General features: G+C 52.3%; 12 protein-coding genes. 5 read left to right on the top strand and 7 right to left on the bottom strand.

Going from position 1 to position 16,380, the window contains the following annotated elements; genetic code table 11:
• Window positions 1-232: 232 nt before the first annotated feature.
• Window positions 233-1,159 (bottom strand): TIGR01777 family oxidoreductase, encoded by a 927-nt coding sequence (locus tag B9Y93_RS19535; RefSeq protein WP_097676295.1) that lies wholly within the window; start codon window positions 1,157-1,159, stop codon window positions 233-235.
• A gap of 266 nt (window positions 1,160-1,425) precedes the next feature.
• Between B9Y93_RS19535 and B9Y93_RS19530 the strand changes: the two genes are divergently transcribed.
• The 3 genes from B9Y93_RS19530 to B9Y93_RS19520 are packed head-to-tail and all read left to right on the top strand — an operon-like array spanning window position 1,426 to window position 3,398.
• Window positions 1,426-1,653 carry a hypothetical protein gene (locus B9Y93_RS19530; protein WP_085497265.1) on the top strand — a complete coding sequence of 76 codons (228 nt, stop codon included), beginning with the start codon at window positions 1,426-1,428 and terminating at the stop codon, window positions 1,651-1,653.
• 54 nt (window positions 1,654-1,707) lie between these two features.
• The gene (locus tag B9Y93_RS19525) at window positions 1,708-2,526 is read left to right on the top strand and encodes a futalosine hydrolase (RefSeq protein ID WP_244903492.1); all 819 of its coding nucleotides are present in this window, start codon (window positions 1,708-1,710) and stop codon (window positions 2,524-2,526) included.
• Window positions 2,523-3,398 carry a 1,4-dihydroxy-6-naphtoate synthase gene (locus B9Y93_RS19520; protein WP_085497263.1) on the top strand — a complete coding sequence of 292 codons (876 nt, stop codon included), beginning with the start codon at window positions 2,523-2,525 and terminating at the stop codon, window positions 3,396-3,398. Before B9Y93_RS19525 ends, B9Y93_RS19520 begins: the two co-directional genes overlap by 4 nt.
• A gap of 157 nt (window positions 3,399-3,555) precedes the next feature.
• Here B9Y93_RS19520 and B9Y93_RS19515 read toward each other — a convergent pair whose 3' ends face one another.
• Both B9Y93_RS19515 and B9Y93_RS19510 read right to left on the bottom strand, forming a co-directional pair.
• Window positions 3,556-5,964, bottom strand: a complete 2,409-nt coding sequence (locus tag B9Y93_RS19515; RefSeq protein ID WP_085497261.1) for a glycoside hydrolase family 95 protein — start codon at window positions 5,962-5,964, stop codon at window positions 3,556-3,558.
• A 342-nt stretch (window positions 5,965-6,306) separates the two neighbouring features.
• On the bottom strand, window positions 6,307-6,498 hold the full coding sequence (locus B9Y93_RS19510) for a hypothetical protein (protein ID WP_085497259.1): 192 nt from the start codon (window positions 6,496-6,498) through the stop codon (window positions 6,307-6,309).
• Between the two features lie 239 nt (window positions 6,499-6,737).
• Here B9Y93_RS19510 and B9Y93_RS19505 point away from each other — a divergent pair, with 239 nt between their 5' ends.
• The gene (locus tag B9Y93_RS19505) at window positions 6,738-7,937 is read left to right on the top strand and encodes an MFS transporter (protein WP_085497257.1); all 1,200 of its coding nucleotides are present in this window, start codon (window positions 6,738-6,740) and stop codon (window positions 7,935-7,937) included.
• A 219-nt stretch (window positions 7,938-8,156) separates the two neighbouring features.
• Here B9Y93_RS19505 and B9Y93_RS19500 read toward each other — a convergent pair whose 3' ends face one another.
• The 3 genes from B9Y93_RS19500 to B9Y93_RS19490 are packed head-to-tail and all read right to left on the bottom strand — an operon-like array spanning window position 8,157 to window position 12,273.
• The gene (locus B9Y93_RS19500; protein WP_085497254.1) at window positions 8,157-8,540 is read right to left on the bottom strand and encodes a (deoxy)nucleoside triphosphate pyrophosphohydrolase; all 384 of its coding nucleotides are present in this window, start codon (window positions 8,538-8,540) and stop codon (window positions 8,157-8,159) included.
• 59 nt (window positions 8,541-8,599) lie between these two features.
• Window positions 8,600-10,768, bottom strand: a complete 2,169-nt coding sequence (locus tag B9Y93_RS19495) for a DEAD/DEAH box helicase (RefSeq protein ID WP_085497251.1) — start codon at window positions 10,766-10,768, stop codon at window positions 8,600-8,602.
• Window positions 10,765-12,273: an ATP-binding protein gene (locus tag B9Y93_RS19490; protein ID WP_244903504.1), complete on the bottom strand. Its 1,509-nt coding sequence runs from the start codon at window positions 12,271-12,273 to the stop codon at window positions 10,765-10,767. The genes B9Y93_RS19495 and B9Y93_RS19490 overlap by 4 nt, the downstream gene beginning before the upstream one ends.
• Window positions 12,274-12,574: 301 nt before the next feature.
• On the opposite strand from B9Y93_RS19490, the gene B9Y93_RS19485 reads away from it, so the two are divergent.
• Window positions 12,575-13,594, top strand: coding sequence for a LacI family DNA-binding transcriptional regulator (locus B9Y93_RS19485; protein ID WP_085497249.1), 1,020 nt, complete (start codon window positions 12,575-12,577; stop codon window positions 13,592-13,594).
• Window positions 13,595-13,899: 305 nt separating this feature from the next.
• On the opposite strand, the gene B9Y93_RS19480 is transcribed toward B9Y93_RS19485, so the two are convergent.
• Window positions 13,900-16,347, bottom strand: a complete 2,448-nt coding sequence (locus B9Y93_RS19480; RefSeq protein ID WP_085497247.1) for a glycoside hydrolase family 31 protein — start codon at window positions 16,345-16,347, stop codon at window positions 13,900-13,902.
• Between the last annotated feature and the right edge of the window lie 33 nt (window positions 16,348-16,380).

The raw sequence follows: 16,380 nt of genomic DNA, 5'->3' as shown, positions 1-16,380 counted from the left end.
ATTCTATATCAGCTTCAATCGATGATCGATGAGAAGCTCGATAATTCGCTAAGCTTAGTATTACAAGGAAAGCTCAAGGAAGGCTTAAGGAAGGCTTAAGGAAGGCTCAAGAAAAGTCCGAGATAATGAAGCAATTGCATGTGCGAAAGACGGATTGCTTAAATCGTGGTCGAGAATCTCAAGAAGCATCGTGCGTGTACATTTTGCATAAAAGGATATGAAGATTATAGGCTTATCGACTTTCCTTGACGATATCCGTCAGCGCCCGATCAAGTTCTGTATGCTTGAATGGGAACCCTTCCTTCACAAAGCGCGCGGGAAGGCAATTGCGTCCTGACAAGGCAAGCTCCGGATCCGCCCTCATAATCACATAAGCTCCTATTCTCACCAATGGAGACGGCGCAGGCAGCTGCCAGCCGCGTCCCATCACGCTGCGAAGTGTCGCCATAAAGTGCTTGTTCGTCACAGGCGCCACCCCTGTAGCGTTATAAATGCCTTCTGCATTGTCGTTTTCAATGGCGTATCGAAACATCCCGTTCAGATCATCCATGTGCAGCCAACTGATGTATTGCTGCCCCGAGCCGATCGTGCCTCCGGCACCGTAACGAACCAGCTTCATAAGCGGCTCTAACGCTCCGCCATCTCTTCCTAGCGCAAAGCCAATTCTCAGCATAACCTTGCGAACCTCAGGAATCGGCTTAAAGAAAAAAGCCTCCTCCCACATCTCGCATACCTGCACGGAGAATCCTTCTCCATGCGCCGCATGCTCATCACACACCTGAGCTGTGTTCCCGAATATCGCGAGAGATCCCGCTTGTACGATAACCTTCGGCTTCACGCTAAGCTGCAGAACCGCGCGATCAATCACCTGTACGGAATCAATGCGGGAAGTGATAATTTCCCGCTTGTTCTTCTTCGTATAAAGGCAATTTACGCTCTTCCCTGCAAAATTCACGATTGCATACGCGCCCTCAAGCTCGTCTTCCCATCCCGTAAGGCTCCGGCCGTTCCAATGGACATAACGGATTGAATCCCGTATACGTGCATGACCCCGAGTCAAGATACAAACCTCATACCCGCACTGAGTCAAATAAGAGGCCAGTGCTTGACCAAGAAAGCCCGTGCCCCCAGCAAGCACCACCTTCATTGCATCTCCCATCTCTATCTCCCCTTCACACGTATTGCGATAATGTAGACTACTTGGACCAATATGGCTGCATCCCTCTAGTTGAATCGTGTCTTATTAATAGTACGCTATTTCCAAGGGATTTGTTTCCATTTATAATCCTCTATATCCTTTTTTAGGGATAAAATTTAAAATTTCAAATAATATAATCATTTTATCCTTAAGGAGGACTGGCAATCGCCCTTGTGTGGTCTAAAAAGTTGTTCTATGATGAGAATAATATAGTAGGAGGTGGCCTTATGAGTCATAAAGCGAAGCGGGATCGCCGCAAGCTGGAGCGAGAGCATGCACGCAACCCTGAAATGCGCAGGAATGTATGGCAGCGCAAGCCATTTACCCAAGCTGTCCCGAATAAGAAGGCAGAGCAGCGCCGATCGATGTGCCGTAAGAAGAGGCATGACGATGGCGCTGTTTTTCGTATAATGTTACAATCTTTACATATCTCATCCTTGAAAAACACCGGCTAGAACAAGCTAGTCATGAACGGCTATCCGTCCAACCATGAAAAAGGAGCATTGCTTATGACTCATATAGATACCAACGAAGCTTTAGCTGTACAAAGATCCATCTCATCAGACACTGCCATGCAGCCAATGCGAGTGCTGATTATGACTTCGGTCGAGGGTGAACGAGAAGCGGTTCTTCGCGGATTGCGCCAATCATCCACCAATGCGGCCGCTACTAAGCTGGAGCCGCAGGCGGAGAGTGTGTCATCGCAGCCGGAATGCACAGAGACAAACCATACTGTCAGCCTGCCGCAGCTTCACTTCGATGTTGTGCTGGCTGGTGTAGGCTCAGCAGCGGCGGCTGTCCACACGACTCGGGCTTTGCTTGCAAGCCCGATGCCATATGATTTGGTCATCAATGCTGGAATTGCTGGCGGCTTCAAGGGTCGAGCGGAGATTGGGACCCTTGTCGTGGCAAGTGAGATCATCTGTGCGGATCTAGGAGCAGAGAGCGAAGAAGGCTTTATTAGCATAGACAAGCTTGGCTTCGGGTCTGCTTATGCGGCTGCAGCCAAGCCTTATTCTGCACACTTAGCCAAGGCCCTAGGCGAGGCGCAACTAAGCGCTGTGCATGCCTCGATTCTTACGCTGTCCACCGTAACAGGAACACGCGAATCTGCCGAAGAGCTGCTCGCACGCTTTCCTGAAGCGGCTGCTGAGGCAATGGAGGGCTTTGGCGTAGCTGCCGCTGCTGAAGCGGCTAACGTCCCGGTTATTGAACTCCGTGCGATCTCCAATCCGATCGGACCGCGCGATCGCTCAGCATGGCGCATTGGCGATGCGCTTCGCGCTCTTGAAGCAGCCTGCGTTGTATTAAAGGAGGTATACGCATGAATATTGCATTCTCACCATGTCCAAATGACACTTTCGTCTTCCATGCATGGGTGCACGGTCTCATTCCAGATGCGCCTGAGCTTGAAGTAACCTATGCTGATATCGACAAGACCAATGGCTGGGCGATTCACAATCAGGGCCCTGAGGTTATGAAGATTTCCTTCGCGGCACTGCCGTGGCTGCTTGAGCGTTATGCCTTGCTCCCTTGCGGCGGAGCATTGGGTCGGGGCTGCGGTCCGCTGGTGCTTATGCAGCCTGATCAGGCAAGCCAAGACACAGAAGCTGCTGGGGCGATAAATCCTGCTGTATTGTCAGGCAAGCGCATCGCGGTCCCTAGCGAACGCTCAACCGCCTATCTCCTGTTCCGACTCTGGGCGGCTCAGCATATTCCAGGCGGTGTAGGCGAGATTGTGGTGATGTCCTTTGACGAGATTATGCCTGCCGTAAGAGACGGCAAGATTGATGCCGGATTAGTGATCCATGAGGCTCGCTTCACATATCCTTCTTACGGGCTAGCCCTTGTTGCCGACATGGGCAGCTGGTGGGAAGCCGACACCGGGCTTCCGATCCCCCTTGGCGCCATCATCGCAAGGCGTGATATGGATATCGCGAGTCTGGCACGATGGACGCGCGCCTCTGTCCAGTATGCCTGGGCACATCCCGAGGCATCTCAGGCTTATGTGCTGGAGCATGCACAGGAGATGGACCCTGATGTGGTCGCTTCTCATATCGAGCTGTACGTGAACACCTTTACAGGCAATCTAGGCAAGGACGGTTACGCCGCCATTGAAGCTTTGCTTGGCCGAGCAGCCAAGGAAGGACTCGTCCCTTCATTCGATATGAAGCGGCTGTACGACGCTTCAGAGCTATAGCGGTTATCAACATGTAAGCGTGGCATAGATCATCGTACTGACTATAAGCCCATCACGCTAACAGGCAAAGCAGACCCGCACGAGAACCGAGATCAAACTGATGAGTTGATCCTGCGCATCGATGCGGGTCTTTTTCATTTCAAAATAACCTGCTTGTTTATGCCTTAGAGCCCTCGAACAGCAGCGCAGGCTGGTTCGCCTCACAATGAATATCTAAGATACGGTCCCCGTACTGCACCCTCACCTTCTGTGCACGATCTGCAGTTATGACCGCCTGCTTCAGAGAGCCGTCTCTCCATGTCATATCGACCGTAAAGCCTCCTCTTGCCCTTAAGCCTGTGACCTCGCCTTGGCTCCAAGCGGAAGGCAAAGCAGGGAGCAGATGAATGACTCCTTGATGGCTCTGAAGCAGCATCTCTGCGATCCCCGCAGCAGAACCGAAGTTGCCGTCAATCTGGAAGGGAGGATGCGCACAGAACAAGTTCGGATAAATGCCGCCCCGATGATAATCGAAGCGGTCACTTTCTTCAATAATATGAAGAAAATGGTTCAGCACCGAAAGTGCCTGGTCCCCATCATACAATCGCGCCCATAGCGCGACCTTCCAGCCCATGCTCCAGCCCGTCCCCTCATTGCCGCGCAGCTCCAGAGACCGCCTTGCAGCTTGACGATAGGCCTCTTGATCCTCCCTTGTGAATTGTGTTCCCGGATACATGCCGTATAGATGCGAGACATGGCGGTGATGCGGGTCCCACTCCGGAACATCCTGTTCCCATTCCACGATCTGCCCTTTAGCCCCAATCCTAATCGGCTTAAGCTTCTCAAGGGCATGCTTGCACGCTTCTACGAGCGTGTCGGCGTGTGTTATCCCTAACACTTCATGTGCTTGAATCACGCTTGTGAGGCATTCTCGAATCAGCAGCAGATCCATGGCTGATGCTCGCGACACCGAGCATGCCTTCTCTGCTTCAGTATAATAATTGTTCTCAGGAGACGTGGAAGGACTTGTGATCAGCACCCCATCCTCCGTCTCAATCATCCAATCCAGCAGGAATTGTGCAGCCCCGCGAATAAGAGGCAGAGCACGTTGCTCCAGGAACGCCTGATCTTGCGTGAAGAGATAATGCTCCCACAGATGACTGCACAGCCATGCGCCGCCCATTGGCCAGAAGGCCCACTCTGCCTGTCCGGATGGGCCTACGTTATTCGTGCGCCAGATGTCGGACATCGTATGCGCCGTCCAGCCGCGGCATCCATAATGTCTTCTTGCCGTCTCCGCCCCTGTCACCGCCTGCTCTTCGATTAATCGAAACAATGGATCATGCAGCTCAGACAAATTGCAGATCTCTGCAAGCCAATAGTTCATTTCCAAGTTAATATTCAAATGATAGTCGCAATTCCATGGCGGCATCGTCTGATCATTCCAGATGCCTTGCAGATTAGCGGCCAAGGTTCCTGGACGTGAACTCGCAATCAATAAGTACCGGCCATATTGAAAGATCAAGCTCATCATCTGCGGATCTTGGATGCCGCTCACGATGTCTCTTAACCGCTGATCGGTAGGAAGGTGCGTGCGATCCTCCTCCACGCTGCCTAACTGCAGGTGTACTCGGCGGAACCAGGATTGATATTCCGTGAGGTGCGCATCCACAAGTTCCTGATAGCTCTTATTCAGCGTCTGCTGCAGTACAGTACGGCATTGCGCTGTCGGATCAACCGGGCTTGTTCCTGGTATCTGGTCATAGCCCGCATAGCTTGTCGCAGAGGTGTACAGCAGTGTAAAAGAGGATGCTCCTTCGATCAGCAGCTTATCATCCCCTAGACGCTGGACTTCACCGTCCTCATACAGCACACGAACGGCTGCCGCAAATCTCATGCCCTTCCCCGGCAGTTCTTGATCATAGATGATGTCTGGCGCGATTGCATTGTTGTGATTCCGAACATGAATGGGACACCTTCCCGTTAGCAGGAGTTCCCCTTGCTCGCTTGCCAGCACCTGATGCCGAAGCTCGGAATCCATCTCTACAACAACCTTGAATCCTGCTCGGTTATCCGTCTTCCAATGCACAGCCATCACCTGATCAGCCGCCGATATAAACACCGAGCGTTCTTGGCGCTGTCCCCTAGCGCCAAATGCACTGTGAGCAATCGCCGTATCCAGATTCAGGCTGCGTTCATATTGCGGTTCATCAGGTACATCGACTTCATCGGGCACATCCATTTCATCAGCTTCCCCAAGACAGGTCAACCTAAGATTGCCAAGCGGCTGATAAGGCTGAACGCCGTTGCCAGCAACCCCTAGCATCTTCCGCTCGATAAGCTGCTGTGCGTCTTCTGGTCGTCCCTCAGCCAGCAGCCTGCGAGCCTCGTCCAGATGCTTCACCGCTTCATCATTCGTCTCGTGAGTGGGATATCCTGCCCACAGCGAATCCTCGTTCAGCTGAATCCGCTCCTCTTTCGTGCCGCCAAATACCATGCCGCCCATGCGGCCATTGCCAAGCGGCAGCGCCTCCACCCAGCGCTGTGCCGGCTGCTCATACCATAATTGATTGTTTCGCATCACCATTCTTAAGAACCTCCGATGGTCATCGTTCATTCCACAACATAGATGTCTTCTGATAAAGCAATGAAGACATTCCCCTTTGACTTCCACATCAACATCGCTTCCCCTGCTGCCCTGTACACGTTCATTGATTTTTTTGATCATAAAAATGATTGATAACGCAACACGGACACGCTAGAATCGGCGTGTCCGTGTACATTTAGCAGGCATGCAGCTTGTCTTCCCTTTTTTATACCTGTACTTATATGATGTTTGTTCCTATTGTCTCATCTGAGTGTTACTTCGTCTGCGTTCGCTTCAGGCTAAGTCTTCTGCAGCGAAGAACACTCGCTCATGGCCGAAACGTCAGCTCCGCTTCGAAATGCACAGTCCCCTCATCCCTTTATCCATTAATTCCTCCATCGGAATGCCAAGCCGCGCGATATCCGCATCAGCAGCACGCTGCATCCAGCCAAGCATACTCGCTAGACGGCATCTTTTTAACGAATCACAATGATCGGAATGCAATTCAATCGGTTCGCTCCAGTAGGTTTTCATCTCTATTCCTCCGTTTTCCTCACCATTTCACTTATATCACAGTAGTGATGGACAAAGTATGGTATCCTTTACTTTTGGAAAATAAAGTTGCGCTTCAGCTGCTGTCACTTGATGTAAAATGGGTTAATATACGTATATACTTTAGCATTAAAATATTTATCTATAAATGGGTTTGAGATTCTCGATGAAATAAAAACCAGAGGATCACTCAATATGGAATGCAGACAGGAGTGATTGCAATGGAAACATGGAAAAAGAATTTATGGATTCTTTGGTTTGGATGTTTTATCGTGTCTTCAAGCTTCTCAATGGTTATTCCCTTTCTGTCTCTCTTCTTGATTCAGCTCGGTGTAAACTCTCATCTTGAGCTGTGGAGTGGGATTCTGTTCAGCAGCGCCTTCTTGGCAGGAGCGATCTCTTCTCCATTCTGGGGAGCGGTCAGCGATAAGTATGGCCGTAAGCCGATGATCATCCGGGCGGGCATCGTCCTATTTGTGATTTATATCTTGATGGCCTTCGTTACGAATGAGTATCAGCTGCTTGTGCTTCGTATTCTGCAAGGCTTGCTCTCGGGCTTTATACCCGGTGCTATTGCACTTGTCGGCACCAATACGCCTGAGAAGAAGGTCGGCTACGCCCTGTCGATGATGTCGACGGCAACGGCTACAGGCGGCATTATGGGGCCGATGCTCGGAGGCGTATTATCTAGGATCTTCGATAATCGGATTGCCTTTGCCAGCGCAGGCGTATTGTGTCTCATCGCGACGATCCTTATTATTTTCTGGGTAAAGGAAGATAAATTCGTCCCTTCCAAGGACTCTACCTCCATCATCAAGACGTTCGGCATCGCCATTCATAATCGCACACTGCTGGCCGTGCTGCTGCTCACGATGTTTACCCAGTTTTCTGTTATGACCATCGAGCCTGTGCTTTCGCTGTATGTCGTTGAGCTTGGCTTCGATGCTAAGAATGCATCCTTGGTTGCAGGCTTTGCCTTCTCGCTGGTCGGGGTTGCAAGCATTCTCTTTGCACCGCGGTGGGGGAAATATGCAGATAAGGTTGGGTTTCAAAAAATTCTGCTGATCGGCTTGTTTGCCGGAGGAATCGGAACCCTGCTGCAAATTCCATTCCAAAATATTTATTGGTTCTCAGGCATTCGCTTCTTATATGGCTGCTTCTTCTGCGCCGTATTCCCAGCCTTGAACGGGCTCGTTGTTCGCAGCACAGAACCAGACTTCCGCGGCCGCGCTTTCAGCTTGAATCAGACGGCGAATCAAGTAGGCGGGATGCTTGGCCCTTTGGTGGGCGGCGCCATCAGCGGTGTGTGGGGCATCCATACCGTATTCGGGGTTACCGGTATCCTCCTGCTCGCTACCATGTGCCTCGGCTTCTGGACACAGCGTGCCTCGAAGCCGGGAAGCTCTGCATCCGCCTCTTAAATATGAGCAAGACAAAAAGGTTCTCCCCAGTCAACTGTGCGGGAGAACCTTTTTTTCACCTCATCTTCTTCTTCAACCGTCGCGCCAACGCCACCTGACAATTGTTGAATTGTTTCTTACTTGCCAAAGGGAGTGATGACAATACGAGCATTCTTCATCGCTTGTTGTCAGATAGCATCCATGCTGAACCTCATCTCCATCTACCCGTGTAAGACTCCCTCATACGGACAGCTGCTTCACAAAAGCAGCATCAGCTGGCGCAAAGGCATAATGCCGAAGCTCCTGCGGCTTCACCCATCGGACCTCATCATGATCGGTCAGCACCCATGAGCCCTCTATAAACGTGGCTCTCCAAGCAATCAGCCGAATCATTCGGCTTCCTTGCATGTGATCGGTTGTTCCAAAGTAAGCATAGGGCTCGATTGCGATCTGCATCTCTTCCATCAGTTCTCGCTTAAGCGTCTCCTCTGGCGCTTCATCTGGCTCCAGCTTGCCTCCAGGAAACTCCCATAAGCCTGCATGAGAAGTCCCCTCACGCTTGCGTGCGATCAGAATGCGGCCATCTTCATTGTCAATAATCGCCGCCGCAACCTCTATAACCATGCTTGAATCACCTTCATTTCTCATCCTAGCTTCGCCATCATCTATTATCGTTAGACCATCTACAGCAGCGTAAACTGTTCAAGCCCATCTTCGGCAAATGCGATTCTCACTAGATTCGGATCAACAAATTCATCATATTTGCCTAAATACGGCGCTTCTTCCGGCTTCAGCAGCTCCGAGAGATCCGTTAAGGTAGAGGATTCCATCAGTATCTGTGCCAACAATGTCTCAGGGTCGGTTCGTCCCGACACGACCAAATAATACGGCTCCATCGGCACGACTGAGCGCAGCTTAAGCGGCTCGGACAGCTTCACCTTCAACAGCCTCTCCAGCGTTCGAAACGCTTTTGTGCCGATCCAAGGCAGAATGAAGCAGGAATCCCCTCCCGCTGGAATGACCGTTTGCGACAGCAAGCCGCTCTCGCGAGCCAATCTTCTGGCTCGCTCCAATCGGTTCACAGCCCGTGGGGCAAGATAAGGGTAGATCGTCGAAGCAGACAACACTTCCCTCATCTTCTGCATGACTCGCGTATGCACGTCACCGCCGGCGCCAAGCCATAAGGTGTCAGCTTTGCCTCGTGCTGCTTTTACATAGACAGCCTTATGCTTCGTATCAATCTCAACGACCTTCCACAGCTTGCCCGCCAACGAGAAGCAGTACTCCGGCGGCGGAACCGTCGTGATGGAACCGATCTCTTCCGTCCCATCATAGACGACATGCTCCTCGTCATCCTTGAACACAGCAAGGAAACGATAATGCCCCGTAATCTTCTCTCCTGTCAGCCCGACAATAAGCGTTCCTTCTTCTGTTCGCTGAATATGATCGGTATGGATCATATAATTCAGCAGCATCTTATACTCCTCAGGCGTTACCTCATTGAAGGGCGGCAGGGTAAGCACCGCTCGGGCAAGATCAATCGGCGTCTGCTCGCCCATGGCATGAAGGATGCTCATCGTCTGGTGATACAGGAGTCCCACCGGCTTCTTCCGAAGCTGCAGCGGTTCCACCCAGCGCTCCTTGACATAGAGCTCGATAATAGCTATCGCGCGAAGCAGCGTCCATGGCATCCGAGCTGGCAGCTGAGCCTCTTCGTCTTCTTCCTCCGCGATGGCAAACATCATCTCAGACGCGGCATCGCCTCGTCGTCCAGAACGGCCAAGCCGCTGCACGAAGCTGGAGCAGCTGTACGGCGCACCAAGCTGCAGCACCCGCTCCAGCTCCCCGAGGTCAATGCCAAGCTCCAGTGTAACCGTCGCACAGGCGACGGCCGCTCCGCTGCCTGTGCGAAGCGCGGCTTCCGTCTCTTCTCTAAGCATGGCCGAGATGCTTCCGTGATGAACATGGAACACATCCGGATCGTGCCGCTTCGCTGCCGTTCGGCGCAGCTCCAAGGTCGTAAGCTCCGCATCTGTTCGGCTGTTCGTGAAGATAATCGCCTTCTTGCGGTTCGTATGGTCGTATATATAATCCGTGTAGGCGCCTTTCGCCAGCGCAAGCGCTTCTGCCTGCTCCTCATCTCTTGCATCTGGCATAGCGAAGTGTTCGATGCTGAGCCGCAGCTTGCGGTTGCCTTGAGGCGCCACAACCTCTACCGCCTGCGACGTTCCCGCGCCAAGCCAGCCAGATGCTGTCTCATAATCGCTCAAGGTGGCGGATAAGCCGATTCTTCTTGGCCTGCAGCCGGCCATGCGCTCGATTCGAGCAAGCAAGCTCAGTACCTGGCTGCCCCGGTCCGCTCCCATGAAGGCATGGACTTCATCGACGATGACATAACGAAGCTCCTGAAACAACGCTGGAATGGCATTAGGCTTATTCATCAGCAGCCCTTCCAGCGACTCTGGTGTTATCTGCAGAACGCCAGAAGGCTTCTGCAGGAGCTTCGTCTTCTCGGATTGCGGAACATCGCCATGCCAGTGCCAGACTGGGATGCCCCCTTCCTTGAGCAGATCCTTCAAGCGCTCGAACTGATCGTTGATCAGTGCCTTGAGCGGCCCAATATATAGAATGCCGACCGATCGCGAAGGCTCCTTGTCAAGCACAGTCAATGCAGGAAAGAAGGCAGCCTCTGTCTTGCCCGAGGCCGTTCCGGAAGCAATCAGCAAATGATGGTCGGTATCAAAAAGAACCCGACAGGCCTCCACCTGCGCCTCGCGCAAAGAGTTCCATCTTCTCTTGTAGATGAACTCTTGGATAAACGGAGCTAAGCGATAAAAGGGATGGGTGCTCATAGCTCGAACTCCGCAAGAAAGTCATCCACATCATCGCGCTCGGAATGCTCCTTCTCTCCCTCATGCCGAGTTCTACGCTCTCCTATTCCCTTCGCTCCTGATTCGTTCCCATAAAGATTCTCTGCTGTTGGTACCTCTCCTGCCTCTCCTGTCTCTCTTGTCTCTCTTGTCTCTCTTGTCTCTCTTGTCTCTCTTGTCTCTCTTGTCTCTCCGGTCGCTACATCAAGAGCATCCGTCCGCGTAAAGAGGTCATCTTCAACCATCCGCTGGGCAGACGGTTGGCTTGAGAGCAGCTGCTCGAAGGTGGTCTCTGGATGTTCTCTTAGCGTATGCAGCAGGTCCATAAAGTCGCGAATGACTTCCCGCGGCGTCAGCCATTCATCGGCGCCAAGCATGCCGACCGCATTCTGCATGAATGCAACGAGCTGCTCGTCTGTAAGACTTGCTTCATACCCTTCATGCATCGCATGTATATCCCGAAGCCGCTGCAGCAGGATCAGAATCTCTTCATGCGACAGCATCGCGAGCTTCAGGATTGGCCCCGTATAGTTCCGATAGCCTTCAACCGCGTACCGTCCCTGAACGAGCCTGGAGCGAAGCGCTTCATAACTGAATAAGCCGCGGCGCTCGTCTTCTACAAATTGCGGCGTCCCGCCCATATATATTCCAAGATGCCAAGCCTTGCCCTGCATCGTGTCATTGAACATCGTCAGCAGCTTCTCATAATTGCTTGTCCGCGAGATCCGATTCGTTATTTTGTATAAATTCACGCCTTCATCAATGAACAGCAGCAGGCCCTGATAGCCAATCATGGAGACAAATTCCGCCCACAGCTTCATGTAGTCATACCAGTTGTCGTCATCAATGATGACGCCGACCGACAGTGCCTGCTTCGCTTCTGTCTTGGTAGCGTACTCCCCGCGCAGCCAACGCAGAGCGGCTTGCTTCATGTCCTCTTCCCCTAGCTTGTACCCTCTCCAATAGACGGAGAGGACGCGGGCAAAGTCGAAGCCATGCACCATATTCTGCATTGTATTCGTTACGGATACGATTCTTCGCTCCACCTCAAGCTCTAGCATCGGGTCCTGAAGGGCTAGCCCAAGTTCGGTCATCGCTCCCTGTTGAAGCGAAGCAATCCAGCGCTGCAAGATCGTCTCCAGCGCCCCTCCATCGGGCTTCGTGCGCATCGACAGATGGGTCATCAGCTCACGATATGTAGCGAGGCCTTGTCCCTTCGTCCCTACAAGCCTGCGCTCCGGTGAGAGGTCCGCATCTGCCACCACGAAGCCGCGATCCATCGCATAATTGCGAATCATCTGCAGAAGAAAGCTCTTCCCGCTGCCATAGCGTCCTGTGATGATGCGAAACGCCGCCCCTCCTTCTCCAATATTCGCAAGATCCTTAAGGATTGCCTCTACCTCAGGCTTCCTGCCTACGGCTATATGCTCAAGCCCAATTCGCGGCACTACACCTGCCGTCAATGAATGTATGAGCGCTGTTGTCATGCGCTTCGGTATTGTCGGTCTTGTCCGATCTGTCACAGAGGTGACCTCCTCTTTTTTGTACGAGTATCTATCCATCTATTCTAACACGAGAATAAGAACGTCAGTACGCATTCTTTCCATTCTTTTATAAACATAAATGTCCTTATGCCTAATCATAGAGGAACGGGAGTAGAGCCAGATAGAGTGGACAGTGTTGAAGCGGCCTTTTTAACATGAACTTATTGTTGATAGAGGTCATCGTTTACATAAGCGCCCCTTTCGCTTATACTCGGGGTATCTTTGACAAAGCGAGGACAAACCTATGGCTGTAACGATCGTGGATGTCGCCCACAAAGCGGGGGTATCGCCTTCGACTGTATCCAGAGTCATCTCGAATGACTCACGCATCAGTCAGAAGACAAGCCGCAAGGTTCGCAAGATTATGGAGGAGCTTGGCTATCATCCCAACATGCTTGCCAAGAGTCTCGTTACCAAGACAACAAACAATATCGGCATCGTGCTGCCGCGACCGGCGGACGAGCTGTTTCAAAACCAATTCTTCTCTGAGATCATTCGCGGCATTGTGACGAAGGCGGCTTCGGGCCGTTACGATGTGCTGCTGACGACCGGAACGAACGAGATTGAGGAAGAGCAGGCGGTGGAACGCCTAGTAAGAGGGCGCAACGTGGATGGCATCATCTTGCTTTCTTCCAAGAAAGAGGATCGGACCATCTCGTTTTTGCGTGAAAAGAAGTTTCCTTTCGTGCTTGTAGGAAGAAGCGAGCAGTATTCGGACCTTATCTCGGTGGATAATGATAACGTTCAGGCCGCTTATGATGTCACCCGAAGATTGATTCAAGCTGGCCATCGCAAGATTGCCTTTGTAAGCGGCCCCCTGAATCTAACCGTATCCAAAGACCGCCTTGACGGCTACACGAAGGCCCTCTACGAGGCCGGAATAGCGGTTCAAGCCCAATATCAATTCGAGGGAAGCTTCACGATGGAATCCTCGGAGGAGGTTGTACAAGATATCCTGAAGCTCAAGGATCGTCCTACGGCCATCGTTGCCATCGACGATCTCGTTGCCTTTGGCCTCATCCGCTCTTTCTGGCGCCAGGGCCTTCGCATACCGGATGACTGCAGCATTGCAGGCTTCAATAATACGCTTATCTCGGAAATGTGCCTGCCGCCAATTGCAAGCGTGGATATCGGCATCTATCAAATGGGCACCTCTGCCGCCCAAGCGCTGATTCAGCGCATCAAAGGAGATGGGTTCGAGCAAGCGCGCATCATTATCCCGCATCAGCTCATATGGCGCGAATCTGCAGGGGCGCATAGCTAAGGCTAGTTAATGGGAAGGTACATTCCGATATAGGGGAGCTTGCTTCATCAAAACAAGAAGCGATAGGGCACTGGCTATTCCACCATCACCCTATCGCTTTTATTCATTTACCTTTAATAATCGGAGCAGCGTGTCATCTTCAGCTAGAAGGAATGGTTATGCCCCAATTCTCATCTATCGACAATGCGTAACACGCTTGACCTGCTGCCGGATTGCTTTTCACATGCCGATACGAACACCTTGCATGGCAGGCTCTAGAGGCCTGTGCTGATGCAGAGACTATTTCATGATAGCTCAGCAATTGCTCAGCGATAGGATACCTCGAACGCATGCCCTTCCGCGCGTTCTGGAAGCTTCACCCACAGCTCGCGGCGCTCTTCATCATACGTCCATCCCGCTGAAGCTTGATCCCATGCTTCACGCATTAAGCGCTCGCCTAAGCCACTTACGGCAGATGGCACAGCACGCAGTCCGATCAAGCAGAACTGCAGGCTGTCTCTTTTCGGCTGATAGCCATGCTGCACGTACTTCGCTGATACCTTCAGCCCTTGCTCATTCTCCGCAACTTCAATCCTCATCTTGTTCCACTGGCCTTCCTCATAAGCAAATGTAAGGCCGTCATCCTCATACCATTCAAGCTCCGCTGCACCGCTATCTTGCAGGTAAACGGAGGCTGTCACATAATCCGAAGCGATTGGCTCATCCGCATACTGACGAATTGGGCCTTCCAGCAGAATCGCGCCGCGGCGCACATAGATTGGCAGCTTCGCAAGCGGCGCATGCACATGAATATGCTGCTGGCCTGTGAAGGACTCCCCGCTCCAATAATCTACCCACTCGCCTTCTGGCAAGTAGACAGAACGCCATTCCGTATTCGGACGATAGATAGGTGCTACGATCACGGAATCGCCAATCATGAATTGGTCGCACAGGTTATACACCTCAGGGTCCGCTGGATATTCAAGCACCATTGGACGCATGATCGGCAATCCTGTCTTCGACGCTTCATGGAACCAATGATACAAGTAAGGCATCCATTGATAGCGCAGCGAGATATACTGCTGGCATATCGCTTCAATCTCCTTGCCAAACGACCATGGCTCCTGACGAAGCGTATCCAGCGCACTATGATTGCGCACATATGGGAAAAATACGCCCATCTGTGTCCAGCGCGCCAGCAGTTCTCCACTCGTATGGTGAGCGAAGCCGCCAATATCCGGACCTGCAAACGGCACGCCGGACATTCCTAGGTTCAGCACCATTGGCATCGCCATCGACATATGCTCCCAGAAGCTGCGGTTGTCGCCTGTCCACACCGCCGCATAGCGCTGAATGCCGCTGTAGCCTGCGCGTGTCAGCACGAATGGGCGCTTGCCTTCGAGCAGTGCCTTAAGCCCCTCGTAGCTTGCTTGCGACATGCACATGCCGTACAGGTTATGCACTTCACCGTGTGTCTTGCGCTCTCCCTCATTGCCATGCATCACATGAACATCCATCGTCTTCGTTTCATTGAAGATAGCCGGCTCATTCATATCGTTCCAGATGCCGTCAATGCCTAAGTCCGTATAGAAGCGCTGCTGCTCCTGCCACCAATCTCTAACCCGGGATTCCGTAAAGTCTGGGAAGGCGCTCTCTCCCGGCCATACGGGTCCCGTATAGATGTCTCCCTCTGCCGTCTTGCAGAAGAAGTCGCCATCGACGCCTTCCATATATACCGCATACATAGGGTCCTTCTTCACGCCTGGATCGACGATCGGCACGATATGGAAGCCAAGCCCGCGAAGCTCTTCCATCATCTTCTCCGGATTCGGGAAACGATTCTCATCAAAGGTAAAGACGCGGTAGCCATTCATATAGTGAATATCCAGATGAATCACATCACAAGGAATCTCTTTGTCCCGGAAGTTATGCGCGAGCTCCAATACTTCCTGCTCATTCATATAGCTGTAGCGTGACTGATGATAGCCAAGCGCCCACTTCGGCGGCAGCGGCATGCGTCCAGTCAGATCGCCATAGCGAACGAGCACTTCCTTCATTGACGGTCCTTCGATCCAATACAAGTCGAATTCGCCTGTCCACGATTGAAGCATCATATGGTCTTCATAGGTGCGCATATCGAATACGGTCTTGCCCGGATTATCCAGGAACAAGCCGTAGCTTGCCCCCTCGTTCAGCACCGTCAGGAATGGTATCGATTGATACAGGGCTTCCATCTCCGGCACATGCGGCGCATAGACGTCCGAGTTCCACATCGTGTAGCGCTCCCCGCGCTTATCAAGGAAGCCTGTCTTCTCCCCAAGGCCGTAGATATGATCCTCCTGCTTCAAGGCAACAAAGGCCGTATAGTCCCCGACAGCTTCGTGATTGCGCTGCAGACTGATCACATCTACTTGCGGCTGTCCTGCGCTCCCGATGCTGAGCGCACCAGACTCGCGGTTCACCTTGATGGTGGTCTTGTCGATGACAACGGCTACTTCCTCGTCAGTTGCCGTCCACACGAGCGCCTTCGCCATACGCGATGCAGACGATATGATCGCTGGCGTCGTATTCCAGTTCGGCTGCCCACGGAAGGTCTTGATGCGCACCACCCCGTCGCTTACCGAGGTGATGCCAAGATTAAAGGATGTTCCGATCAGCAGCAGAGCCTGATCTTGCTCCGTGATCTGCGTGATCGCTCCGATCGTTACTCCAGTATGGCCCTGCTCATGCTGGCTCGAATTCTCTGGATGTATAGCTGCACTTGTATCTTGCATGATTACCCCTCCTGCTCTCTATATCCAAACAAC

The organism is Paenibacillus aquistagni (genome assembly GCF_900177815.1).
In the GTDB taxonomy this organism is placed as follows: Bacteria; Bacillota; Bacilli; order Paenibacillales; family Paenibacillaceae; genus Paenibacillus_B; species Paenibacillus_B aquistagni.
Note: the sequence above shows the minus strand (reverse complement) of the source record. Positions and strands in the feature narration are given on the sequence as shown.

Excerpts from the sequence above, each read along its gene's own strand:
- B9Y93_RS19520 (WP_085497263.1), top strand. The coding sequence starts at position 2,523 with ATGAATATTGCATTCTCACCATGTCCAAATGACACTTTCGTCTTCCAT.
- B9Y93_RS19495 (WP_085497251.1), bottom strand. The coding sequence starts at position 10,768 with ATGAGCACCCATCCCTTTTATCGCTTAGCTCCGTTTATCCAAGAGTTC.
- B9Y93_RS19480 (WP_085497247.1), bottom strand. The coding sequence starts at position 16,347 with ATGCAAGATACAAGTGCAGCTATACATCCAGAGAATTCGAGCCAGCAT.
- B9Y93_RS19530 (WP_085497265.1), top strand. The coding sequence starts at position 1,426 with ATGAGTCATAAAGCGAAGCGGGATCGCCGCAAGCTGGAGCGAGAGCAT.
- B9Y93_RS19485 (WP_085497249.1), top strand. The coding sequence starts at position 12,575 with ATGGCTGTAACGATCGTGGATGTCGCCCACAAAGCGGGGGTATCGCCT.
- B9Y93_RS19510 (WP_085497259.1), bottom strand. The coding sequence starts at position 6,498 with ATGAAAACCTACTGGAGCGAACCGATTGAATTGCATTCCGATCATTGT.
- B9Y93_RS19515 (WP_085497261.1), bottom strand. The coding sequence starts at position 5,964 with ATGGTGATGCGAAACAATCAATTATGGTATGAGCAGCCGGCACAGCGC.
- B9Y93_RS19500 (WP_085497254.1), bottom strand. The coding sequence starts at position 8,540 with ATGGTTATAGAGGTTGCGGCGGCGATTATTGACAATGAAGATGGCCGC.
- B9Y93_RS19535 (WP_097676295.1), bottom strand. The coding sequence starts at position 1,159 with ATGGGAGATGCAATGAAGGTGGTGCTTGCTGGGGGCACGGGCTTTCTT.
- B9Y93_RS19505 (WP_085497257.1), top strand. The coding sequence starts at position 6,738 with ATGGAAACATGGAAAAAGAATTTATGGATTCTTTGGTTTGGATGTTTT.
- B9Y93_RS19525 (WP_244903492.1), top strand. The coding sequence starts at position 1,708 with ATGACTCATATAGATACCAACGAAGCTTTAGCTGTACAAAGATCCATC.
- B9Y93_RS19490 (WP_244903504.1), bottom strand. The coding sequence starts at position 12,273 with ATGACAACAGCGCTCATACATTCATTGACGGCAGGTGTAGTGCCGCGA.